At 59.0% G+C, this 25021-nt stretch carries 18 protein-coding genes; 7 read left to right on the plus strand and 11 right to left on the minus strand.

Translation table 11 applies throughout. The annotated features are described in order from the left end of the window. From AMM41_RS17275 to AMM41_RS17290, 4 genes are all read right to left on the minus strand, one after another. A partial coding sequence (locus AMM41_RS17275) for a 4Fe-4S binding protein (RefSeq protein WP_194944842.1) occupies positions 1-179 on the minus strand: 179 nt, incomplete at its 3' end. 606 nt (positions 180-785) lie between these two features. Beyond that, entirely contained in the window at positions 786-2213 is a 1428-nt protein-coding gene (boxB, locus tag AMM41_RS17280) for a benzoyl-CoA 2,3-epoxidase subunit BoxB (RefSeq protein ID WP_089962111.1), read from the minus strand. Between the two features lie 23 nt (positions 2214-2236). Further along, positions 2237-3895, minus strand: coding sequence for a 2,3-epoxybenzoyl-CoA dihydrolase (gene boxC, locus AMM41_RS17285; RefSeq protein ID WP_194944843.1), 1659 nt, complete (start codon positions 3893-3895; stop codon positions 2237-2239). A 159-nt stretch (positions 3896-4054) separates the two neighbouring features. After that, positions 4055-4969, minus strand: coding sequence for a helix-turn-helix transcriptional regulator (locus AMM41_RS17290; RefSeq protein WP_089962119.1), 915 nt, complete (start codon positions 4967-4969; stop codon positions 4055-4057). A gap of 204 nt (positions 4970-5173) precedes the next feature. Here AMM41_RS17290 and AMM41_RS17295 point away from each other — a divergent pair, with 204 nt between their 5' ends. Further along, positions 5174-6742 carry a 3,4-dehydroadipyl-CoA semialdehyde dehydrogenase gene (locus AMM41_RS17295; RefSeq protein WP_089962355.1) on the plus strand — a complete coding sequence of 523 codons (1569 nt, stop codon included), beginning with the start codon at positions 5174-5176 and terminating at the stop codon, positions 6740-6742. Between the two features lie 131 nt (positions 6743-6873). Next, positions 6874-8439, plus strand: coding sequence for a benzoate-CoA ligase family protein (locus tag AMM41_RS17300; protein WP_089962123.1), 1566 nt, complete (start codon positions 6874-6876; stop codon positions 8437-8439). A gap of 78 nt (positions 8440-8517) precedes the next feature. Here AMM41_RS17300 and AMM41_RS17305 read toward each other — a convergent pair whose 3' ends face one another. The 3 genes from AMM41_RS17305 to apbC all read right to left on the minus strand — a co-directional run bounded on the left by AMM41_RS17305 (position 8518) and on the right by apbC (position 14792). Continuing rightward, the gene (locus tag AMM41_RS17305) at positions 8518-10908 is read right to left on the minus strand and encodes a response regulator (RefSeq protein WP_194944844.1); all 2391 of its coding nucleotides are present in this window, start codon (positions 10906-10908) and stop codon (positions 8518-8520) included. 243 nt (positions 10909-11151) lie between these two features. Then, complete coding sequence (locus AMM41_RS17310) at positions 11152-13530, minus strand: response regulator (RefSeq protein WP_089962132.1); 2379 nt, start codon at positions 13528-13530, stop codon at positions 11152-11154. Between the two features lie 173 nt (positions 13531-13703). Continuing rightward, positions 13704-14792, minus strand: coding sequence for an iron-sulfur cluster carrier protein ApbC (apbC, locus tag AMM41_RS17315; RefSeq protein WP_089962134.1), 1089 nt, complete (start codon positions 14790-14792; stop codon positions 13704-13706). An 86-nt stretch (positions 14793-14878) separates the two neighbouring features. Here apbC and metG point away from each other — a divergent pair, with 86 nt between their 5' ends. The 5 genes from metG (at position 14879) to AMM41_RS17340 (ending at position 20620) form a co-directional block, all read left to right on the plus strand. Further along, positions 14879-16972 carry a methionine--tRNA ligase gene (metG, locus tag AMM41_RS17320; RefSeq protein WP_089962141.1) on the plus strand — a complete coding sequence of 698 codons (2094 nt, stop codon included), beginning with the start codon at positions 14879-14881 and terminating at the stop codon, positions 16970-16972. Positions 16973-16990: 18 nt separating this feature from the next. Beyond that, on the plus strand, positions 16991-17728 hold the full coding sequence (locus tag AMM41_RS17325) for a YoaK family protein (RefSeq protein WP_089962144.1): 738 nt from the start codon (positions 16991-16993) through the stop codon (positions 17726-17728). A gap of 31 nt (positions 17729-17759) precedes the next feature. Then, positions 17760-19439: a SulP family inorganic anion transporter gene (locus AMM41_RS17330; RefSeq protein ID WP_089962148.1), complete on the plus strand. Its 1680-nt coding sequence runs from the start codon at positions 17760-17762 to the stop codon at positions 19437-19439. A gap of 78 nt (positions 19440-19517) precedes the next feature. Then, positions 19518-19721 carry a DUF3460 family protein gene (locus tag AMM41_RS17335; RefSeq protein WP_089962151.1) on the plus strand — a complete coding sequence of 68 codons (204 nt, stop codon included), beginning with the start codon at positions 19518-19520 and terminating at the stop codon, positions 19719-19721. Positions 19722-19768: 47 nt separating this feature from the next. Then, positions 19769-20620 (plus strand): segregation and condensation protein A, encoded by an 852-nt coding sequence (locus AMM41_RS17340; RefSeq protein WP_089962154.1) that lies wholly within the window; start codon positions 19769-19771, stop codon positions 20618-20620. A 77-nt stretch (positions 20621-20697) separates the two neighbouring features. Here AMM41_RS17340 and ruvC read toward each other — a convergent pair whose 3' ends face one another. From ruvC to AMM41_RS17360, 4 genes are read right to left on the minus strand one after another with little or no spacing between them, the layout of a single operon-like run. Continuing rightward, positions 20698-21246, minus strand: coding sequence for a crossover junction endodeoxyribonuclease RuvC (gene ruvC, locus AMM41_RS17345; RefSeq protein WP_089962359.1), 549 nt, complete (start codon positions 21244-21246; stop codon positions 20698-20700). Positions 21247-21275: 29 nt separating this feature from the next. Next, entirely contained in the window at positions 21276-22010 is a 735-nt protein-coding gene (gene mtgA, locus AMM41_RS17350) for a monofunctional biosynthetic peptidoglycan transglycosylase (RefSeq protein ID WP_089962158.1), read from the minus strand. A 36-nt stretch (positions 22011-22046) separates the two neighbouring features. Then, on the minus strand, positions 22047-22973 hold the full coding sequence (locus tag AMM41_RS17355) for an energy transducer TonB (RefSeq protein ID WP_228769337.1): 927 nt from the start codon (positions 22971-22973) through the stop codon (positions 22047-22049). Then, positions 22963-25017: a ribonuclease catalytic domain-containing protein gene (locus AMM41_RS17360; protein ID WP_089962163.1), complete on the minus strand. Its 2055-nt coding sequence runs from the start codon at positions 25015-25017 to the stop codon at positions 22963-22965. The genes AMM41_RS17355 and AMM41_RS17360 overlap by 11 nt, the downstream gene beginning before the upstream one ends. Between the last annotated feature and the right edge of the window lie 4 nt (positions 25018-25021).

Here is a 25021-nt window from a genome sequence, read left to right on the forward strand (position 1 = left end):
CCGGTGGGGCATGGCGAGATGCAGTCCATGCAACCGTTGCAGACATCGGCCTTGACCACGTAGTTGAGCGAGTCGTGGGTGATGGCACCCACGGGGCAGATCGCTTCGCAGGTGTTGCAGCGGATGCAGATTTCCGGGTCGATCAGGTGTTGTTTGATCAGGGTCGCTTCTGTGCTCATGTCTTGGCTCTCTCGTGTTTTGGCGTTTTGTCTGTTGTCTGCGTGGTCCGCAACGGTATGGCTTGGGGCCGGGCGCCTCATGCTGGGGTACCAGAAATCGGCGCCCGGCCCCAAGCCATACCGTCGCTCAGTGCCTGCTTGAACGTCGTCAGTCTACCGGTGTCTTTGACTCGCACACCCATGTCATTGAAAGGGCAAGGGGCGGGTGACGATTTTCGGTACCCCGGCATGAGGAACCCGCCCCTTGCCCTTTCAGTGACCGCCTCATTTCAAGGCAGCACCTTCAAACCACTGGCAAACCAGTAGTCCATTGACGTCAAGGACACAGAACCAACTCCATGCAGTTGACAGGGCAAGGGGCGGGTGACGATTTTCGGTACCCCGGTATGAGGAACCCGCCCCTTGCCCTTTCAATGACCGCCTCAACTCGAGGCAGACCATAGAAACAACCAGCCACACAGCCACCAACAGACGCTCAACAAACCCCATGCAGTTGACAGAGGAAGGGGCGGGTGACGATTTCTGGTACCCCAGCATGAGGAACCCGCCCCTTCCTCTGTCAACTGCCGCCCCCGCAAACAGCGAGGACGGCAGCAAGAGACTCAATCAGTTGAAGCGGACGTAATCAAAGTCCACGGGCTGACGGTTGATGCCCATGACGGGGGGCGCGATCCAGTTGGCGAACTTGCCGGGCTCAACGACACGGCCCATCAGGCTGGCCACATAGGCGCGGTCTTCGTTGGTGGGCAACCACTCGCCCACTTTGGCCATCCACTCGGCATCGCTCACCACACGGCCATCCGGCGTGATCTTGGCACCCGACAAAGAGCCGATGTTGCGGTGGAACGCCTTGTGCGGCGCAGTCAATGTGAAAGGAATGCCCGCCTTGGAGATCACACGGTTCCAACGGTCGATGCCGCCTTTGGAGTCGGTGATGTAGTCGTCGCGCAGCACTTCGTTCAAAGCGTTGAGCATGGGCACTTCTTTTTCGACCAGCTTGCCGTCTTCGACCGACAAAATCTTGTAGCTGTTGCCCTTCAGGATGTGGTCATCACCACGCTTGCCTTCTTCGTAGCGGCCTTTCAAGCCAGAGCTGTAGAAAGTGGCGGCATTCGACGACTGGTCGGCACCGAACAAGTCGATGGTCACCGAGAAGTGGAAGTTGATGTAACGCTGGATGGTCGGCAAATCGATCACTCCGGCAGCGCGCAGCTTGGCCACGTCGTCGGTTTTCAACTGGTTCATCACGTCCACGGTGCGCTGGATGGTGCGGCTCACGCCGGACTCGCCCACGAACATGTGGTGCGCTTCTTCGGTCAGCATAAACTTGGTGGTGCGGGCCAGGGGGTCGAATGCCGACTCGGCCAAAGCGCACAGCTGGAACTTGCCGTCACGGTCGGTGAAGTAAGTGAACATGAAGAAGGACAACCAGTCAGGGGTCTTCTCGTTGAAAGCCTGCAAGATGCGGGGGTTGTCTTCGTTGCCGCTGTTGCGTTGCAAGAGCGCATCGGCTTCTTCACGGCCGTCCTTGCCGAAGTATTTGTGCAGCAGGTAGACCATGGCCCACAGGTGGCGGCCTTCTTCGACGTTGATCTGGAACAGGTTGCGCAGGTCGTACATGCTGGGGGCGGTCAGACCGAGGTGGCGCTGCTGCTCGACCGATGCTGGCTCGGTGTCGCCTTGGGTCACGATGATGCGGCGCAGGTTGGCGCGGTGTTCGCCAGGCACGTCTTGCCAAGCTTTCTCGCCGATGTGGTCACCGAAATGGATCTTGCGGTCTTGCTCGCCGGGGTTCAAAAACACGCCCCAACGGTAGTCGCGCATCTTGACGTGGCCAAACTGGGCCCAGCCTTGCGGGTCCACGCTCACGGCGGTGCGCAGGTACACGTCCATGTCGGTCGAGCCTTCGGGGCCCATGTCGTCCCACCAGTTGATGAAGTTCGGCTGCCATTGCTCAAGGGCACGCTGCAAGGTGCGGTCTTCGCTCAGGTTGACGTTGTTGGGGATTTTTTCGCTGTAGTTGATACCGGACATGATGTTCTCCTGGTGAAAAATTTTTAAACGCGGTTCAGATCAAACTGGACTTTTTCGCCCTTGCCGTAGACCTTCAGGGCACCCTTTTCGCCGACGGCGTTGGGGCGCTGGAAGATCCAGTTCTGCCAGGCGGTCAGGCGGCCAAAGATGCGGGTCAGCATGTTTTCTTGGCTGGCGAAACGCAGGTTGGCTTCCAGACCGGTCAGGGCATCGGGCGACATGGAAGAGCGCTCTTCCAGGGCCAAGCGGATTTCGTCGGCCCAATCGATGTCGTCAGGCGCGGCAGTCACCAGGCCCAGGGCCAGAGCGGCGTCAGCATCCAAGGCCTTGCCAATCGCGCCGCGAGCGGCTTCCATGGCAGGCACTTCTTCATAAAAGCGGCGCTGCAAGCGGGTCTGGTCGTTGACCATGGGGAAGAAACCGAAGTTCATTTCGTTGAGTTGAATCTTGGGGGCCTTGGCTTCGTCGTCCGGCAGCGCCAGCATGTAAGCACGGTCGGCGCAGAAAGCCAACTCGGCGAGTGTGCCGACAAAGCATGTCCCCTCTTCGATCAGGGCGAACAGGCTGCGCGAAGTCACGTCCATGCGGGCCAGGGTGCGGCGCAGGTGGCCGATGGTTTCACGCACAAACCAGTGGTCTTTGTTCGCCAGCATGGTGGCGTCCGAAGCCAACACGGCAGCGGCGTCGCCCGATGTTTTGAGCACCCAGGTGCCGATGTCCAGTTCGTTGGTGCGCATGTGCAGGATGGCGTCATCCAATTCGCGCACCATCTGCAGCGGCCACCAGTTCATGCCTGCGGCTTCGATGCCCGCGATGTCGGTGGGTTGGGCTGTGGCAGGGGCTTTGACGTTGAAGGTGGCAATGCGCTTGGTACGGTCGATCTCCACCGAGACGTTGGTGTAGGTGAGCGCATCGGCCGCGATGGTGCGGTTCAAGGGTGTCAGTTCCACGCCCTTGACGCCTGCAGGGCGGATGCTGCCAGCGGCCAGCTTTGCGGCGCGTGCCTTGACCACATCTTTGAACACGGCGGGCTTGGCGACGGCATCGACCAGACGCCAGTCCACGGCTTTTTGACCACGCACGCCTTCGACGCTGGTGCAGAAAATGTCGGCCAGGTCGTGGCGCACATGGCGCTTGTCGGTCACGCGGGTCAGGCCGCCGGTGCCGGGCAACACGCCGAGCAAAGGCACTTCAGGCAAAGACACCGAAGAAGAACGGTCATCCACCAGCACGATGTCGTCGCAGGCCAGGGCCAGCTCATAGCCGCCGCCAGCGCAAGCGCCGTTCAGGGCGGCGACGAATTTCAGGCCGTCGTGCTTGCTGGAGTCTTCAATGCCGTTGCGGGTTTCGTTGGTGAACTTGCAGAAGTTCACTTTCCATCCGTGGGTGGACACACCCAGCATGAAAATGTTGGCGCCCGAGCAGAACACGCGGTCTTTCAAGCTGGTCACCACCACCGAGCGCACCTCGGGGTGCTCGAAACGGATGCGTTGCAGCGCGTCGTGCAGTTCAATGTCCACACCCAAGTCGTAGCTGTTGAGCTTGAGCTTGTAGCCAGGGCGAATGCCGGCGTCTTCGTTGATGTTGATCGACAAGGTCGCGATCTCGCCATCAAAAGCCAGGTGGATGTGCTTGTACTGCGAGGGGTGGGTTTGGTAATTGACTTGAAGCGCTGCGGTCATGGGTGTCTCCATCGGTGAAGGGGTGGAATTGATTTCTGTCAAAAATGCAGTTCACTGCATGTTGAGCTGAAGTTTAGTGCATCTTTGCCGTCCGCGTAATATGCACTTTAATGCATTTAATAGGTATTTACCCTATGAACCAATTTTTCGCAGTCCCCATCAAGCCGGACGTCCCAGATGTTGGCGAACCGAAGTACGCAAGGCCTCAAAAGCCTGGTCTTCTGTTCGGCCACTGGTGTTGATGGCCATGTCGGCTTTGGAATAAAAAGCGGCTCGTCCTTCCAAAATGCGTTTGAGGTCTTCCATGGCCTCGCGGCTGGCGGCCATGGGGCGCATGTCCCCTTGGGCGGCCACACGGCCCATGTGGTCGGTGGCATCGGCCTGCAGCCACACGGTGGTGCAGTGCGAGAGCAGCAGGTTGAAGTTGGCCGAATCCGACACCAGCCCCCCGGGTGTGGCGATCACGACTTCAGGGTAAATCTGAATGGCTTCCTCGAGTGCCCGTCGCTCGTAGCGTCGGTAGGCATTGGCCCCATACAGGTTGTGGATCTCGCTGATCTGGCATCCGGCAAATTGCTCAATTTCTCGGCTCAGCTCAATGAAGGGAAATCCCATGTCGTCGGCCAAGCGCTGGCCCAGCGCGGTTTTGCCTGCCCCGCGCAAACCGATCAAGGCAATGCGGTTCTGACGCTCTTGTGCGTTACCCCCTTCGCCCAATAGATCCACCAGCTGCAATCTGGCACGGCGCAAATCGGCTTCGCTGCGCTGGCCCAGCAACTCACGAATCAAGAGCCATTCGGGCGAGCGGGTGGTCACATCACCGAGCAATTCGGCCAAAGAACATTGCAAGGCGTTGGCCACCTGCAACAGCACCAACACCGAGACGTTGCCAGTGCCGTATTCGAGGTTGGCCAAGTGGCGTTCAGAGACTTCGGCGGCCAAAGCCACGGCGCGGCGCGTCATGCCTTGACGCGAGCGCAAGTTGCGCACCCGCTCCCCCAAGGCTTCCAAAAAAGGATGGCGTCGGGTGTCGGGCTCGGTCGGATCGATGGGCAAGCTGGCTTCAGAGGTCATGTTCAACACGGAATGACAAAACAAGGGGAAAACCCTAGGATTTCAGGAAACCCAAAACATGCACTTTAATGCATACTAGAGGGCAAGCACAATAATGCATGAAGCTTTGTTTATACCGCCAACTGGCCCCGTGGAACAAACTTTGATGCACTGTCAGTGCAAATTGCGCCCCCATCGCCCCCCATCCAACCGAAAGCCACGCCCATGTCCCCATTGCTTCCCAACTTTTTTGCAGGCCGCTGGCAAACAGGCACCGGTGCAGGCACGCCCCTGTTCGACCCGGTGCTGGGCACCGAGCTGGCCCGTGTGTCCAGCAACGGCATGGACCTGGCCGAAGGCTTTGCCTTTGCCCGTGAACAAGGCGGCGCTGCGCTGCGTGCCCTAAGCTACGGGCAACGCGCTGCATTGCTCACCAAGATCGTCGAAGTCCTGCAAGCCAACCGCGACACCTACTACGAGATCGCCACGGCCAACAGCGGCACGGTGGCCAAGGACTCGGGCGTGGACATTGACGGCGCGATCTTCACCCTGGGCTACTACGCCAAGCAAGGCGCGGCCCTGGGCGAGACCACGCTGCTGCTCGACGGCGAGCGCATCCGCATGGCCAAAGACCCGGCCTTCCAGACCCAGCACATCCAGGTGCCCACACGCGGCGTGGCGCTGTTCATCAACGCCTTCAACTTCCCCAGCTGGGGCCTGTGGGAAAAAGCCGCGCCGGCACTGCTGTCGGGCGTGCCCGTCATCATCAAGCCCGCGACTGCCACCGCCTGGCTGACCCAGCGCATGGTCAAAGACGTGGTCGACGCAGGTGTGCTGCCTGTGGGCGCCCTGTCGGTCATCTGTGGCTCCTCCGCTGGCCTGATGGACCCATTGCAAGCGTTTGACGTGGTCAGCTTCACCGGCTCGGCAGAGACCGGCAAGATCATCCGCAGCCACCGCGCGGTGACCGAGCTGTCGGTGCGCTGCAACATCGAAGCCGACAGCCTCAACAGCGCCCTGCTCTCGCCTGCGGCCACCGCAGACAGCGAAGCCTTCAAGCTGCTGGTGGCCGAAGTGGCCCGCGAGATGACCGTCAAGTCGGGCCAGAAGTGCACCGCGATCCGCCGCATTTTTGTGCCGCGTGCCTTGTACAAAGCCGCCGCCGAAGCCATAAGGGCGCGTCTGGCCAAAACCACCGTGGGCAACCCGCGCAACGAGACCGTGCGCATGGGCGCTCTGGTGAGCCAAGAGCAAAAGGCCAGCGTGCTGGCGGGTCTGGCCCAGCTCAAGACCGAAGCCACCGTTTTGTTTGACGGCAGCGCCGCGGGTCTGGTGGACGCCGACGCGGCCAGCGCCTGCGTGGCCCCGGTGCTGCTGGGCACCGAGTCGCCTATGACAGCCCAGGTGCTGCACGCGGTCGAGGTGTTCGGCCCCGTGTCCACCCTGATGCCTTACGACAGCATCGACGAGGCCTACGCCATGATCCGCCGGGGCGAAGGCTCGCTGGTGTGCTCGGTCTACAGCGAAGACCCTGTATTCACCGCACAAGCCTCCGTGGCTTTGGCCAGCAGCCACGGCCGTGTGCACGCCATCTCGCCCGACGTGGCAAGCCTGCACAGCGGCCACGGCAACGTGATGCCCATGAGCTTGCACGGCGGCCCCGGCCGCGCGGGCGGCGGCGAAGAGCTGGGCGGCCTGCGGGCGCTCAATTTCTACCACCGCCGCAGTGCGGTGCAAGGCAGCTCGCTCGCTTTGGATCAGCTGACCGCCCAGGGCGGCAAACTGGCCCTCTGACCCCCCTTGTAGGAGCCGCGCCCCCGCAACGAAAATCCCCAGCAGGCGGATCGCCGCAAGGGCGCGGCTCCTGCAAAAGATGGGCCAACACAGGTCATTTCAACAACCAAGACAACCCTGAGGAGACACACATGACACGCCCCGTGACCCCACCCCCCGCAGATTTCAATTTTGCCCAACACCTGATCGCCAGCAACGCCAAGCGCACGGGCAAAACCGCCTTGATCGATGACGTGGGTTCACTCACGTACGGCGAGCTTCACGATCAAATCCGGCGTTTTGCCGGAGGCCTGAAGGCCCTGGGCCTCAAGCGCGAAGAGCGTGTGCTCTTGCTCATGCAAGACAGCAGCGACTGGGTCGTGGCCTTTTTGGGGGCACTTTACGTGGGCGTGGTGCCTGTGGCCGTCAACACCTTGCTGACGCCCGATGATTACGCCTTCATGTTGGGCAACAGCCGTGCACAAGCCGTTTTGGTGTCTGGGGCCTTGCTGCCAACCTTGCAAGCGGCCTTGGACCTGGGCAAAACCGAAGTGGCTCACATCGTGGTCTCTCGCCCTGCAGCGGCCTTGACCCCGGGCCAACTCAACATGGCCGACTTTGTGGCCCAAAACCCGCCCGCACTGCCCGCACCCACCCTGGCCGATGAACCGGCTTTCTGGCTGTACTCATCGGGCTCCACAGGCCAGCCCAAAGGCACCGTGCACAGCCAAGGCAACCTCTACTGGACGGCCGGGCTCTATGGCCAAGGCGTGCTGGATTTGCGTGAGAGCGACACAGTGTTCTCGGCTGCAAAACTCTTTTTTGCCTACGGTCTGGGCAACGCCCTCACCTTCCCGCTGAGCGTGGGCGCCACTGTGGTGCTGATGGCCGAGCGCCCCACACCACAAGCCACCTTCAAGCGCATGGTCGACCATCAACCGACGGTGTTTTATGGTGCTCCCACCGGTTACGGAGGCATGCTGGCCCAACCCGATTTGCCCGCCCCCAAAGCGGTCGCTCTGCGTTTGTGCTCATCGGCCGGTGAAGCCCTGCCGCGCGACATCGCCGAGCGCTGGTCCAGTCACTTTGGCTGCGAAATCATTGACGGCATTGGTTCGACAGAAATGCTGCACGTTTTTCTGTCCAACCGCCCTGGTGATGTGCGTTATGGCACCACGGGCAAGCCTGTGCCCGGTTACGACGTCCAATTGCGCACCGAGGACGGCCAGGTGATCACCGGTCACGACGAAATTGGCGATCTTTACATCCAGGGCCCCAGCAGCGCCCTGATGTACTGGAACAACCGCAGCAAAACCCGCGACACCTTCCAAGGCGTGTGGACCAAGAGCGGCGACAAATACACGCGGGATGCCGACGGCTACTACACCTACGCGGGACGCAACGACGACATGCTCAAGGTCAGCGGCATTTACGTCTCACCTTTTGAAGTCGAATCCACCTTGGTGCAACACCCCGCCATTTTGGAAGCGGCCGTGATTGGCAAGGAAGACACCGATGGCCTGACCAAAACCAAGGCCTTCATCGTGCTCAAATCCGGGCAAACCCTGAGCCAAGAGGAGGTCAAAGCCTTTGTCAAAGAGCGCCTGGCCCCTTACAAATATCCGCGCTTCATCGAGTTTGTAGCCGAACTGCCCAAAACGGCTACCGGCAAGATTCAGCGCTTTAAGCTTCGGGATCTGGAAAAGCAGACCCCCTGAGACCCAAGCCGGGCCCTGAACTGCCCCCCATTGAAGAGGGGCACCTGTTGAAATGCCATTCCCGCAGGGCCCTCGGCTTCAGATGGCGGGCTCTTCGCCCTCTTCGAGGGCCAAAACGCGCTCGATTTCAGTTTGCAAACTCGCCTGAGACATGGGCTTGGACACATAACCGTCAGCGCCTGCGTTCAAGAAACGCTCGCGGTCACCGGCCATGGCATGGGCCGTGACCATCAACACGCGCGACCTGAAGCCGGTGCCTTTTTCACGTTCGCGCACCAATTTCAGGGCGGCCAGACCGTCCATGACGGGCATCATCACGTCCATCAAGACCACGTCAAAACGGGTTTTATCCATGGCATCCAGGGCTTGCAAGCCATCGCGCACAGACACGAGTCGGCAGCCCATGCGCTCGATCATGATTTCAGCCAATTTGCGGTTGATTTCATGGTCCTCGACCAACAACACAGAGACCTGTTCTCCCTGGCGTGTGGTCATGGATTGGACCATCAAGGGGCTGTCATCCACCCTGGACACAAGGCCCCGATCCTTGCTGACGGGGTGCTTGTCCAACTGCGCTTGCACCAATCGGACCTGCTCAGGCGCCATCGACACCAAATCGACGGGCAAGGCCACTGTGAAACAAGCGCCCAGTTCAGGCTGGCTGTTGGCAATGATTTCACCGCCCATCAAGTGCACCAAACTGCGCGTGATGGCCAAGCCCAGACCTGTACTGCCAAAAATGCGTTTGTCCGAGTCGTCCACCTGATTAAAAGGATTGAACAAAGAGGCCGATCTGGACGAATCAAAACCCTTGCCCGTGTCGGTGATGCTGATGCGCAAGACACACTTGTCGGCACTGGCGGCGCTTTGGGCTTGCATGGCCACGGTCACAGCACCCAAATCGGTGAACTTGATGGCATTGCCAATCAGATTGGTCAGCACTTGCTGCATGCGCACAGGGTCCATGCGCACCAACAGGGGCAATTGAGGGGACAAGTCGGTCAACAAGTCAATGTTTTTGGCGCGGGCCCAGGGGACCATGTCTTCCACCGATTTTTCAAGCCATTGCGCAGGACTGACGTCTTGCAACTCCAACTTCAAGGCATTGGCTTCGATTTTTGAAAAATCAAGGATCTGGTTGATGATGTGAAGCAAGTGGTTGGCTGAGTTTCTGGCCAGTGTCAGGTACTCTTTTTGCTCCGCTCTGTCCGGTGTGTCCATGGCCAACTCGGTCATGCCCACGATGCCGTTCATGGGGGTGCGAATTTCGTAGCTCATTTTGGCCAAAAATTCACCACGCAATTGCCGGTCTTCTTCGGCTTTTTCTTTGGCTTGGCTGAGCAGTTTTTGGGTGTTTTCGGTCCCCGAAAAATCCTGCATGACGGTCACATACAAAATGTCCTCGTCCACACGCATTTCGCTGAACGTCATGCGCAATGAAAAAAGCTGGCCGTTTTTACGTCGGCCCGTCATCACCTGGGCCTGGTTGAGCAAGGTGGACTCGCGTGTCCGCAAGAACTCCGCCATGGGTTGCTCGGGCTCGATCATCTCTTGGGGAGCCATGAGCACGTCGATTTTTTTCCCAATCAAGTCCTCTGAGGGGTAACCAAAAATGGCCACGGTTTCAAAGTTGCATTGAACAATTCGCCTTTGGGCGTCCGACACCACAATGGCCTCTGGCACCGAGGTGAACAGGCTTTGCAGTTTGCTTTCACTCAGGCGGCGTTGGCGTTCTTCTTTTTTACGCTGGTCCACTTCTTGGCTCAGCTGGGCCAAAACGGCTTCGCGTTCACTGGACAGCTTTTGGCCCTTGAGCAAGGCACCCCGAAAACCCTTGAGCATCCACCACACCCACAGCAAGCAAAACAGCACCGCCACGGACTGCGTCAACAAGGTGTATTTGACCGTGAACATGCTGCTGACTTCGCTGGTCTCGATGGGCAACACCACTTCTAGCGCCCCCACCACCTCGGCCTGTGCGGCACGTTCATTGTCAGAGCTGGCACCGCAGGCCACGCATTGCACCGCCACCCGGTCGGCTTGTGCGTAGCGTAAAACCCGAATCCCATTGCGAATTTCTTCCTGCACAAAGGGCACTTCAGGCTGACTGCGCAGGGCCACCAAGGCCTGTTTTTGAAAGGCGTCCAGTTCGACAGGCACAGCACGCCCAGACAAAGGCACATCGCTGTAAAAACGGACTTGAATATCACCCGCTTTTTTGGCCAAAAACAAGCTCATGTCAGCCATCAAGCTTGCAGGCAATGGCAAGGCATTTCGGCTTGATCGCTCATCTTCGGTGAAAGGCACACCGGCTTGCATGGCACGCGGCAACAGGGCTTGCTCATAAAACAATCGAAACTGACTCAAACCAAGGACATGCGCTTTGGCACGATCGATGGCGGCCTGCCTGACGTGGTTCTCATAGGTCCGATTGGCGTACAGCAAAACACCGGATCCCAATATCAGCAAGGCCAAACCGACCCAAATGAGGGGCCAGCGAATCGTTTTTTCGATGAATGAAGGGTGAGGTTGTCGAGGAGAGTTCACTTTGCACCTTTTTAGCAAAGTGAATAATAGCAATGAATACTTATTGTTTATTTGGTAACTACCCGACATTTTTGGATTTTTCAATCCCCAAAGGCTTCTGCCGAGTACTGGGCATTGCCCTTGTGTCAAGCCGCGCATGGCCTCTTGCGTTGAGAACAAACACAGTCACTGGGCGACCTCACCCACGGCATTCGACGCCCCAGGCTCGTTGGAATGTCGCACGTTCAGCACCCGCTCGATTTCTTTTTGCAAAGCCACCTGTGACATGGGCTTGGACACATAGCCATCCGCCCCGGCACTCAGGAAACGCTCCCGGTCACCCGTCATGGCGTGAGCGGTGACCATCAAAACGCGGGTTCTGTCGCCTTGTAGAGCCTCCCGCTGCCGCAACAATTTGAGGGCGCTGATGCCATCCATGACTGGCATCATCACATCCATCAACACCACGTCAAAGCGCTCTTGCGCCAGCCGATCCAGCGCCTGCTGGCCATCTGCGGCCAAGGCATACCGATAGCCCATGCGTTGCAGCATGATTTCAGCGAGCTTGCGGTTGATGTCATGGTCTTCAACCAGCAGTACCGAATACGTCTGACCTGGGGTCTTCTTCACCTCTGAGTCCAGAGTGGGAGGGGGGGTCAACACGCTCGAATTCAGCACTTGACGGACAGGCAAGGTGGCGACAAAGGTAGCGCCTTTGCCTGGCCGCCCTTCGGCCGAGATGGAGCCCCCCATCAGCTGCAACAGGCTGCGTGTGATGGCCAGACCCAAACCCGTGCCTCCAAAGGAGCGCGTCACCGAGCCATCGGCTTGGGTAAAAGGGCTGAACAAGGCCTCGGTGCGCTCTGGATCAAATCCGATGCCCGTGTCGATGATGCTGATGCGCAAAACCACCGTGTTGGCATCGGCTGCTGACAGGCGTTCGGTACAGACGGTGACAGAACCCGCATCGGTGAATTTGATGGCATTGCCAATCAGATTGGTCAAGACCTGTCGCATGCGCACCGGGTCCATCCACAAGCGCTCAGGGATATCGGACCCCATCTCCAGTGTCACGGCCACCCCCTTGGCGAAGGCCAGTTGTTCCAGTGACCGGACGGTTTGACGCACCAGTTGCGCAGGACTGACCTCCAACAGCTCCAGCTCCAAGGCTTTGGCTTCGATTTTGGAAAAGTCCAGGATTTCGTTGATGATTTGCAACAAATGGTTGGCCGAGTCTCGGGCCAGCACCAAGTATTCCTTTTGCCGATCGGGCTCTGAGGTGTCCAAGGCCAATTCGGTCATGCCCACAATGCCATTCATGGGCGTGCGAATCTCGTGACTCATGTTGGCCAGAAACTCACCACGCATGCGATTGGCTTGTTCGGCTTTTTCCTTGGCTTCGACCAGCAGGTCCTGGGCACTTTGGATGGCCGTGAAGTCCTGCATGACGCCAATGAAGAAATGTTCTTTGTCCAGCCGAGTTTCACTGATGGTGACCCTGACCGGAAACAAGCTGCCATCACGCCGACGCCCATGAAGCACACGCGGCTGGTTCATGAGCTTCTTCTCACCCGTGTCCAAGTAGTTCGACATGGACTGGTCGTGGTGCTGACGGTCCGTGTCCGCCATGAGCAGATTGACGCGCTGGCCCATCAACTCCTCCATCGGGTAGCCAAAAATGCCCGCCATTGCATCATTGCACTGCACCATTTTTCCATGGGCATCGGCCACCACAATGCCTTCGGGAACCGATCGAAAAATACTCTGCAGTTTGCTTTCGCTCAGGCGCAAATTTTTTTCGACCTGTTCACGCTCCAGGATTTCTTCACTCAATTGCCGAATGGCCGTTTGCCTCTCTGCAGAAAGGGATCGGGAGGTCAGCAAAGCCGAACGGATTCGGCGCAAGGACAACCACACCAGAGCAAAGCCCAAAAACAACAACACCAACAAAACAGCAAAAGTTCGGTTCAACACCCCCGTGCTGGCCAATTGCCATTCCGAGACAGGCAGCACGACCTCTAAAGCACCCCGGACATCCCCTTCTCGCCATTGGGTATTGGGAGAGCCAGGGTAACTGTTATGGCACGCCACACAACTGGCCAGCATCTTGTCGGCTTGCGCGTAACGCAGCACACGGGTGCCGTTCATGATTTCTTCGCGAACAAAGGGGCGATCGGGATGCGTTTTCAGATGCAGCAAAGCTTGGTGCTGGAAATCATCGAGGTGACGCTCAGCCACGCGCCATGGAAAAGGCTGATCGCTGAACAAGCGCACCTGCGTGCCGCCATCGACTTTGGACAAATAATGTCCAAGATCGATGGTCAAGCTGGCTGGCAAAGGCAGTGCGTTGTCACGCAACTGGTATTCGTGGGTGATGTCCACCCCCGCCTTGACGGCCCTGGGCACCAGTTCTTGGGTGTAGAAATTGCGAAACTGTGTGATGGACACCGCGTGCGTTTGAGCACTTTCTGCGGCATATTGTTTGACCATCGCCTCGCTGGACTGGTAGGTGTACAGCACCACCCACAGCCCCACGGCCACCAACAAACCCGCCAGCCACTCCATGGGCCAGCGCCACAATACTTGTCGGACTCCGGCGGCAAGCCGATGGAAAGCATTCACTTTGTACCTCACAACACAAAGCAAATGATAACAATGAATACGTATTGATTACTTCAAAACGGTCTCTTTGCAAAGGACTGAGGCATGGCCGCCGAAGTGGACGGCCTGCCCGGTGTTCAGGTGTCCTTGCTGACCTTGATGGTCGGGAACTTGCTCGAAAAATCCTTGGCCTTGGCCGCGATTTTGACCGCCACCTGGCGGGCCACGGCCTTGTAGATTTGCGCCACTTCGCCATCGGGGTCGTAGACCACGGTGGGCTTGCCGCTGTCGGCTTGCAGGCGAATTTGCATGTCCAGAGGCAGTGCGCCCAGATAATCCATGCCGTATTCGGCGGCCATTTTCTTGCCGCCATCAGCGCCAAAGATGTGCTCGACATGGCCGCAGTTCGTGCAAACGTGCACCGCCATGTTTTCGACCAAGCCCAAAATCGGCACGCCGACTTTCTCGAACATCTTGACGCCTTTTTTGGCGTCCAGCAGGGCAATGTCTTGAGGGGTGGTCACGATCACTGCGCCGGTCATGGGCACACGCTGGCTCAGGGTCAGCTGGATGTCACCGGTGCCCGGGGGCATGTCCACGATCAAATAGTCGAGTTCTTTCCAGTTGGTCTGGCGCAACAGTTGCTCCAACGCCTGGGTGGCCATGGGGCCGCGCCAGATCATGGCCTCGTCGGCATTGACCAGAAAACCAATCGACATGACCTGCACGCCGTAGTTCTCCATGGGCTCCATGGTCTGGCCGTCTTCGCTCTCCGGGCGGCCTTCGATGCCCATCATCATGGGCTGGCTGGGGCCATAGATGTCGGCATCCAGCAGGCCCACTTTGGCACCCTCGGCGGCCAGCGCCAGCGCCAGGTTGACGGCGGTGGTGCTTTTGCCCACGCCGCCCTTGCCCGAAGCCACAGCCACGATGTTTTTCACCTGAGGCAGCAGGGCCACACCGCGCTGGGCGGCGTGCGCCGTGATCTTGCTGGTCACGTTGGCCGACACATTGGCCACGCCCGCCACGCATTTGGCGGCGGCGATCAAGGCCTGACGCAGGGCCGGGATTTGGCTCTTGGCCGGGTAGCCCAGCTCCACGTCAAAAGAGACATCGCCGCCTTCGACTTGGAGGTTTTTCAGGGTTTTGGTGGACACGAAATCTTTGCCCGTGTTCGGGTCAATGACGGCTTGCAAAGCCTGGAGGAGTTGTTCGGTGGTCGCCATGGTCACTTTCTAGAATGGGCCGAAGTTTACCGACAAGACAGCCCATACACCCTAAAATCACCGATTCCCCTACAAACTGCCCCACCATGTCTGCCCCCACCGCGCCCCGCCAGCTTTTTGTCACCACCGCCTTGCCGTATGCCAACGGCAATTTCCACATCGGCCACATCATGGAGTACATCCAGGCCGACATCTGGGTCCGTTTCCAGCGCATGCAGGGCAGCCAGGTCAACTTTGTGGGCGCGGACGACACGCACGGTGCGCCGATCATGATTGCCGCCGAAAAGGCGGGCAAGACGCCCCAGCAGTTCGTGGCCGACATCGCCGCGGGCCGCAAGCCTTATCTGGACGGTTTTCACATCCAGTTTGACAACTGGCACAGCACCGACGCGCCCGAGAACCACGAGCTGGCCCGCGCCATTTACCGCGACCTGCGCGACATTTCACAGGCGGATGGCGGCTCGCTGATCGAGGTGCGCTCGGTCGAGCAGTTCTTTGACCCGCAAAAGAACATGTTTTTGCCCGACCGTTTCATCAAAGGCGAGTGCCCCAAGTGCCACGCCAAAGACCAGTACGGCGACAACTGTGAGAGCTGCGGCGCGGTCTACGCGCCCACCGACCTGATCAACCCGTTTTCGGCCCTGTCGGGTGCCAAGCCTGAGCTCAAGACCTCGGAACACTTTTTCTTCAAGCTCTCCGACCCGCGCTGTGTCGAGTTTTTGAGCCAATGGACCCAAGACGGCAAGCTGCAGCCCGAGGTGGCCAACAAAGTCAAGGAATGGTTTTCGGTGCGCACCAACCCCGACGGCACGACCAGCGAGGGCTTGGGCGACTGGGACATCTCACGCGACGCGCCCTACTTCGGCATCGAGATTCCGGACGCGCCGGGCAAGTACTTTTATGTGTGGCTGGACGCGCCTGTGGGCTACCTGGCGTCGCTGAAAAACCTGCTGGACAAACGCGGCGAAGATTACGCCGCCTACATGGCCAACCCCCATCTGGAGCAGATCCACTTCATTGGCAAGGACATCGTCACCTTCCACACGCTCTTCTGGCCCGCCATGCTGCATTTCAGTGGCCGCAAGACGCCCAACAAGGTGAACGTGCACGGCTTCCTGACGGTGAACAACGGCGAAAAAATGAGCAAGAGCCGGGGCACGGGCCTGGACCCGCTCAAGTACCTCAGCCTGGGCATGAACCCCGAGTGGCTGCGCTACTACCTGGCGGCCAAACTCTCGGCCCGCAACGAAGACATCGACTTCAACGCCGAAGACTTCATGGCGCGGGTCAACAGCGATTTGATCGGCAAATTTGTGAACATCGCCTCGCGCTCGGCCGGCTTCATCGCCAAGCGCTTTGGCGGCCAACTCGGCCCCGTGAGCGCCGACGGGCAAGCCTTACTGACAAGCTTGCAAGCCGCTGCGCCGACCATTGCCGCGCTCTACGACGAACGCGAATACGCCAAAGCCCTGCGCGAAATCATGCTGCTGACCGACAAGGTCAACAGCTATGTGGATCAAAACAAACCTTGGGACTTGGCCAAACAAGCAGGCCAAGACGCGCGATTGCACGACGTGTGCAGCACCTGCATCGAAGCCTTCCGCCTGCTCAGCCTGCAGCTCAAACCCGTGCTGCCCGCATTGGCCGCGCAGGTCGAGGCTTTCCTGAACGTGACGCCCTTCACCTTTGAGCAAGCGCAAAGCCTGCTGGGCGCAGGCCACAGCATCAACGCCTACCAACACCTGATGCAACGCGTCACCCCTGAACAACTCGACGCCCTGTTCGAGCCACCGGCCGTGGTGGAGGAAAAGCTCATTCCGGGTGGCGAGGAGATCGCTCCCACCATCAGCATCGACGACTTCGCCAAGGTCGATCTGCGCATTGCCCAGATCGTGAACTGCGAACCCGTAGAAGGCTCGGTCAAGCTGCTTCGCCTGACGCTGGATGTGGGTGAAGGCCGCATGCGCAATGTGTTCAGTGGCATCGCCAGCATGTACAAGCCTGAAGACCTGATCGGCAAGCTGACCGTGATGGTGGCCAATTTGGCGCCCCGCAAGATGAAGTTTGGGGTGTCGGAGGGCATGGTGCTGGCTGCTAGCCACGCGGATGAAAAAGCCGAACCGGGCATCCATGTGCTGCACCCCTGGCCCGGTGCCAAGCCCGGCATGCGGATTCACTGAACTTTTGAAACGCTGCACATGTTCCCCCTGATTCGCGGATGGACCGATGTGCAGCGCAGCCCTGAGGCCAACCTGCGGCTGGGACTGGTGCTGACCTTTGTCGCTGGAGCCACCAACGCAGGTGGTTTTTTGGCGGTGGGCAGCTACACCTCGCACATGACCGGTATCGTCTCGTCTGTGGCCGACGACTTGGTGCTGGGCAACATCACATTGGCCTTGGCGGGCCTGGCATGCCTCATGGCTTTCATGTCTGGTGCCATGTGCACCGCCGTGCTGGTCAACTGGGGCTTGCGACAGCAGCTGCGCAGCAGCTACAGCTTGCCGCTCCTGCTCGAATCCGGGGCCTTGCTGGTGTTCGGGCTGTTTGGCGCGGCCATTGCGGCCTGGTCGCAGCTGTTTGTACCGGTCACCGTGGTCCTGTTGTGCTTCATCATGGGCCTGCAAAACGCGGTCATCACCAAAATTTCCAAAGCCGAAATCCGCACCACCCACATCACCGGGCTGGTGACCGACCTGGGCATCGAGTTGGGAAAACTTCTGTACATGAACCGCAGCCAGCCCGGCACCCCGGTGCGTGCCAACCGCCAGCGCCTGCGGGTGCAGCTGGCCCTGGTGCTGGGCTTTTTTCTGGGCGGGCTGATCGGGGCACTGGGTTTCAAGTACTGGGGTTACATCACCACCGTGCCCTTGGCGGCCCTGCTTTGGGTGTTGTGCCTGCGCCCCTTGTTGACCGACCTGCGTTGGCGTGCCGCATAATTTGCCCACAAAAAATCTACACGAGACGCACATGAAGTGGATGCAGGCCACGCATTTCTTTCGCCCCCGATTGTTCGACAGCTTGAGCGCTTACAACCGTCAACGCTTCAGCCAGGATGTCGGCGCGGGACTGACTGTCGGTGTGGTCGCCCTGCCCTTGGCCATGGCCTTTGCCATCGCCTCCGGACTCAAGCCCGAAGCCGGCCTGTTCACTGCCATCATTGCGGGCTTTCTGATCTCTGCCTTGGGTGGCAGTCGGGTACAAATTGGCGGCCCGGCCGGTGCCTTCATCGTCATTGTTTATGGCATTGTCGAGCGTTATGGTTTGGCCAACTTGATTTTGGCCACGGCCATGTCGGGTGTACTGCTGTTCCTGATGGGTTTGTTTCGCTTGGGCACGCTGATCCGCTTCATTCCGGTGGCGGTGGTGATTGGGTTCACCAACGGCATCGCGGTGCTGATCATGCTGTCACAGATCAAGGATTTTCTGGGTCTGAAAATCATCAGCATGCCCGCCGATTTTTTTGGCATCTTGCACACCCTTTGGCACAACCTGCACAGTGCCAGTCTGGCCGCTGTGCTGCTGGCCATGGCCTCTTTGTCCTTGTTGGTCGGTTGGTTGCGCATGAGCCGCCGTTTGGCGGACACCCGCTACCGCTGGGCCTGCATGATGCCTGGCTCCATCGTTGCGCTGGTCTTTGCCACTTTGGTGACTTGGCTGCTGAACTTGCCGGTTGAGACCATTGGCAGCAAGTTTGGAGGCATCCCTGCGACCTTGCCTGCGTTTGCGTGGCCCGAGTTCAGCTGGGACAGTGCTCGTTTTTTGCTCATGCCCACCTTGACACTGACGCTGTTGGGAGCGATTGAGTCCCTCCTGTGCGCCCGCATCGCCGATGGCATGATCGGCGACCGGCACAACCCGAATCAAGAATTGATGGCCCAAGGTGTGGCCAATTTTGTCACGCCCTTCTTTGGAGGCATGCCGGCCACTGGCACCATCGCCCGCACCGTCACCAACATCAAAAGCGGGGGCAGCACCCCAATTTCGGGCATGGTGCATGCCCTCACTTTGCTGGCCGTGGTGCTGGTGGCAGCCCCCTTGGCCGGACACATTCCATTGGCGGCGCTGGCCGCCATTTTGATGTTTGTCGCCTGGAACATGGGCGAGTGGCGCGAATTCATGCTCTTGCGCCAATACCGCTTGCCCTACCGCATCACTTTGTTGGCGGTCTTTTTTCTGACGGTTGTCTTTGATCTGACGGTGGCCGTCGAGGTGGGGTTGGTTGCAGCCTGCCTGACTTTCATTTACCGCATTTCCAGCCTGACCCGGTGCGAACAAGTCAGCGCGGCCGACCACCCCGAACTGACCGGCCACGACCACCAAGTTCAAGCTTGGCGCTTGTATGGGGCCTTGTTTTTTGGTGCCGTCAAACTGGTGGAAGAGTTGGAGGACACGGTGCAAACCCCGGTTTTGGTGCTGGACCTGAAAAACGTCATCTACATCGATTCTTCCGGAGCTGATGCGTTGATGAATCTGGTGGAAACCTGCCGTAAAAAACAAATTCAGCTCATCGTTTGCGGTTTGTCACACCAACCTCTGGACATTGCCCGGCGCAGCGGCCTGGTTGAACACCTTCAAGGTCAACTGGTCAAAGACTTGTCTGCTGGACTGAACCGCGCTGTCAGCCTCTTTGAGCACCATGCCCGCTAAAATGCAGATCCCAGCACAGTCTTGGAGTTTGTGCCGTGGTCAGCGCTCAGTTTTCTTTTTCCGAACGGAAGTTCCCCCATGTCCATTTTTCGCCGCCCCGACTACGTTTCGGACGCTACACAATTCATTGATCAACTCAAGCGCGAACATCCTCAACTGGAAGCGCAACAACGTCAAGGTCGCGCCCTGTTGTGGGACAAATCCATCAGCCGTGACGATCAACAGGCATTCAAAGACGGACGTGTGGCCCAAAAGCCTTACGTGTACCAGACCCTGGCCTGAACACGTCGCAGCCACCCGACCCTCTGCTGAACGCCCCCTCTCCCCCCATGAGCACCGCCCCCAAGGAGCTGCCACCAGCACAACTTGAGCAAGCCCAGGCCATGCCCCATGTGGTGGACCAAGTGGCTCTGGCTCGCTTGTATGGTGAACCCCTTTTCGCCATGCCCACGGACCTGTACATCCCACCGGATGCGCTGGAGGTGTTTTTGGAGGCGTTTGAGGGTCCACTGGACTTGCTGCTTTACCTGATTCGCAAGCAAAACTTCAACATTCTCGACATTCCCATGGCGGGCGTGACCCGTCAGTACCTGAGTTATGTGGATGAAATCCGGGCACGCAACCTGGAATTGGCTGCCGAATACCTGCTGATGGCGGCCATGCTGATCGAGATCAAGTCGCGCATGCTGCTGCCGCCCAAAAAAGTCGCCGAGGGCGAAGAGGCCGAGGACCCGCGTGCCGAGTTGGTGCGGCGTCTGCTGGAGTACGAGCAGATGAAACTGGCCTCCATGCAGCTGAACCTCATTCCACACTATGGTCGGGATTTTTTGCAGGCCCAAGTGCACATCGAACAAAGCCTGCAACCGCGTTTTCCAGACGTCAGCATGGGCGAGTTGCAATCAGCGTGGCAAGATATTTTGCGACGTGCCAACTTGGTGCAACACCACAAAATCAGCCGGGAAGAGCTCAGTGTCCGAGAGCACATGAGCATCGTGCTCAAGCACCTGCAAGGTCGCAAGTTTGTCGAGTTCGAAAACTTGTTCGATGCCAGCTTGGGCACCCCCGTGCTGGTGGTGACCTTCATCGCTTTGCTCGAATTGGCCAAGGAAACCTTGGTCGAAATCACCCAAGCCGAGGCCTTCGCCCCCATTTACGTGCGCTTGGCTTACACCCCCAATTGAGCCTGTAACAGATCAAGCGAGTGTCAGAAATTTGCCCAGGCCAAAGGGCGAGTTTTGCTTTTGAAGAGCCGCCAGCCTCAGTGACTGCGGCCGCTTCTGAACATGCCGTGGGTTTTGCGGTTGAGAACGCCTTGCGCGGCCAATTTGTTCATCGAGGGGCTGGCGTGGGCATGGGTGATGGCCATGCCCAAAGCGTCAGCGGCATCTTGCCGGGGCAACACAGGCAAGTGCAACAAACGCTTGACCATTTCCTGCACCTGCGACTTGGCCGCCCGGCCATGGCCGGTGACCGACTGCTTCATTTGCAATGCGGTGTATTCGGCCACAGGCAAATCACACGACACCAAGGCCGTCACACAGCAGCCACGGGCCTGGCCCAAAAGCAAGGTCGCTTGCGGGTTGATGTTCACAAACACAATCTCGACCGAAGCCACATCAGGCTGGTAACGCGCTTTGATTTCGCGGATGCCGTCATAAATCACTTTCAAACGCGCAGGCAAGTTGCCCATTTCTTCCCGCGTGGTCTCGATCACGCCGCTGGCCACATACTGGAGTTTGGATCCGCTCATGTCGAGCACACCAAAACCCGTGGTTTGCAGACCCGGATCAATGCCCAAAATGCGCAAAGTCGAGGGTGCCGCATGGGTCAGCGTGCTCATGGCAAAACCACATCGTTCATGCGGGCGGTGATGGTTTCGGCACGGCTTGCCAAATAAGGCGATTGGGGCAACTTTTCAAAATAACGCGGGCGGGGCAGCATCACCGCCAAACGGGCAGCCTCCCATGCGCTCAGACGCGAGGCGTTTTTGCGAAAGTAATGCTGTGCAGCGGCTTGTGCACCAAACACCCCTTCACCCCACTCCACGCTGTTGAGGTAAATCTCCAGAATGCGGCGTTTGCTCAAAAACGCCTCCAGGGTCAGGGTGATCAACATTTCTTGTCCCTTGCGCAGCAGGGTGCGCTCACCGGACAAAAAAAGGTTCTTGGCCAATTGTTGGGTGATGGTCGAGCCGCCCACAATTTTTGCGGTGACTGGGGGCTTGCCCGCTTGGTTTTGCGTTTTTTTCTCAGCCAATGCTTTGGCCTTGGCATTTTTCTCCCACGCTTTTTCCAAAGACTGCCACCAAACCCCTTTGTGCTGGGTGAAGGCCCCATCTTCAGAGGCGATCACGGCACGCTGCAGTGTGGTGGCCACAGCCGCCATCGACACAGATTCCTGACGCCAAGGCAGCGCCCCTTGACGCTGCACGATTTGCCAAGCTTGGGAGCGTTGGAACGTGGTGGATTCAGGCATCCACCAGTTCATGCTCACAATGCGCAGGGCAAAAAACAACTGCAGGCCCAACGCGGCCAACAACACCAACAACAACCATCGGCCAAGGGCACGCATCACAATCTTTCGGTGTTCGTTAAACCTTGCACAGTCTCAAGGTTTGGCTTTTTCTTGCGCTTGCATGCGCGTTTCCAGGGTGTTGTCCCGGGAAAAATCAAACCGGGTGACGACCACAATTTGGTCGGCCTGCTGGCGCATTTTGGAGGTAAACACACCAAAAGGCGCAGCACTGCGCACAATGGCCACGGCCCGTTCATCAAGCATGGGGGTGCCCGATGGCTTGGCCACCTCGGTCGACAACAATCTGCCCCGACTGTCCACCGTGATCACCATGGTGAGCTGCCCGTATATTTTTTGTCCGTTGGCTTCCGGAAAATTCAAGGTGCCTTGGTACTCGATGGTCCGGCGCAATTTATCGTAGTACAGCGCATAAGCCACCTCTTGTGTGGCGGGGCTGATGTAGCGCTTGCGGGCCGAACCCTGAGTTTGGTCGACACGTTGCTCAATCTGGGCCAACTGCCGGGCCAACTGTTGTTGGCGTTGCTCGCGGGCTTGGCGGTCAGGGCCGTCCTTTTTGTCACCGGCGTTTTCTCGGGTCAGCACCGACAACTCGTCCTTGAGTTGTGTAAGCAAACGCATTTGCTGCATTTTGAGTGCCTCAATCTGGCGCTGCATTGCGCTGATGTCGGTGCCAGGATCCGGATTCAAGGCCGGCGGCAAGGGCGAGCTGGCGATGCGCACTTGAGGCACCTCGCCACCCCCAGCCAAACGGACCTGTGCCAAGGCCTGTGCTTTTTGTGGGGCCTCGTCACTGCGGGCATTGACAAGCATCACTTCAAGAGGCGTGTCCTGAAAGACGCGGTTGTAGGTTTCGGGGGCGGCAAAGCGCAAAGTCACCAAACTCAAATGCACCGCCACGGAGAGTGACAATGCCCAAATCAAACCCCGGTGGGGGGATGGCTTGGTGGCTTGCGCCGGGGCGCTTGACTTGGGCCCATCGGCCATGGCATCAGTTTTCATGGCTTTGTGTGCTGTCCTGAAGGTCCACAGCAATGGTCACAGGTCCTGCGGGCAGGACATCGTCTTCCTCGGCTTCTTCCGCATCAGAATCCACGGGGTTGTCTGCATCGAGGTGCGCGATCACGGTGCCACTCACATCCAGTGCCATCAGGTCAATCTCGCCGAGCTTGACGCGCACATGTGCTCCCCGGGCCAGACCCTGGGCACCCATGACACTGAACATCAGCGGCAAGGTGTCGGCACGCACCAGCCAGCTGCCGCCGCCCATTTCCTTGACCAGGCTGGCGTCCAACTCGTCCATGCTTTGCTGCTGCACATGGCGCAGCGTCCAGTAACGCTCCATGCTCGACTGCACGCTGTTGTAGGCGCTGTAGGCGGCATCAAAGCCGCTGATGATCGAGAACAATTCGGCGTCTTTGGGCTTGAAGGGCGCAGCCAGCGCAGCGGTGGCCCCATGCTTGGCGCAGGCGATGATTTGCCACTGGTTGACCAGGTCGGTGTAACGGCGCAGCGGCGAGGTGCTCCAGGCGTAGCTGGGCACGCCAATGCCCGCATGCGGCAAGGCCTTGGTGCCCATGCGCACCTTGACGCCCGGGGCCAAGCTGGCTTGGCTGCGGTAGATGCCGGGCACCCCCAGCTGAGCCATCCACTGGCCCCAAGTGCTGTTGGCCAAAATCATGGCCTCGGCCACCATCAAGTCGAGCGGGGCACCGCGTTTGCGGGTGCCGATCAGCACGGTCTCTTCGCCGGTGGGCGGGGCGTCGTTGCTGGCCCGGTCCAGCTTGAAGCTGTAGTCGGGGCGGTTGAAGTTCTCGGGTTTGCCGCGCACCACTTCGCGCCGGGCCTTGAGGGTTTGCGCCAGACGCCAATAAAACGCCAGCGTGGCGCGGCTCACGGGCACATCGGCATGGTCACTCAGGTCCTCGCCTTCGAGCCACTCGCGGGTGATGCGATCGTCCAGCTGGTCGTGGCGCAGGTTGACCAGAATCGGCACGCGCTCCAGCCGGGTTTCGGTCTTTTGCACCTCCAGCGTGTCTTCACTGAAGGTCACGTACAGCGACACGGCCGGGCAGTCGCGCCCTTCAATCAGGGTGTAGGTTTGCACCACACTGTCGGGCAGCATGGTGATTTTGTAACCCGGCATGTAGACGGTGGACAGGCGCGCACGGCCCAATTGATCAATGGGGCTGCCCGGCGTCAGCGCCAAGCCAGGCGCGGCGATGTGGATGCCCACCGTGACCGTGCCGGTGCCCAGGCCTTGCAGCGACAAAGCATCGTCAATTTCGGTGGTGTGCGAGTCGTCAATGGAAAACGCCTGCACGGGTGCCAGCGGCAATTCGTCCTGTATAGCGGGCGCTTGCAGGGCCGGAAAGCCGGTGCCTTTGGGAAACAGGTCAAACAAGAACCGCTGCCAATGGAAATCCCAGGCCGAAGCGATGGCCCCCGCGTTTTGCAGCAGGTCCAAAGGCGCGGTCTGGCTGCTTTTGCTGGCCTCGACCACGGCCTTGTATTCGGGCGTGTTCTTGTCGGGGCGAAACAGAATTTTGTACAACTGCTCGCGGATGGGGGCTGGGCAGCTGCCGGCCATCAGCTCGGCAGACCAGGCGTCTATTTGGGCTTGAATCTGCTTTTTCTTCTCGATGGCCAGCAAAGCCTGCTGCACGATCTCGGCGGGTGCCTTGCGAAAGCGCCCCTTGGCACTGCCCCGACGAAAGTAATGGGGCGCTTCGTGCAAGCGCAGCAAGGCGGCCACTTGCTCTGTGGTGCTGGCGTTGGCGCTGAAATAGTCCTTGGCCAGATCGCCAAAACCAAACTCTTCGTCTGAAGCGCACTCGTAGGCCAGTTCGAGCTCAATGCTTTGGCTCAAGGCGGCGGCCTCGCTCATCAAAACGGCAGGGCTGGGCTTGTCGAACTTGAGCAACAAATAGGCCGACTTGACCTTGACCCGCTTGCCCGAGTCGAGTTCGACCTGCGCAGAGGACTCGGCTTCGGACATGATCCGTCCGGCCATGAATTTGCCGGCTTCTTCAAAAAATGCATACATGGCT

Source organism: Limnohabitans sp. 2KL-3, from assembly GCF_001269405.1.
GTDB lineage: Bacteria > Pseudomonadota > Gammaproteobacteria > Burkholderiales > Burkholderiaceae_C > Limnohabitans_A.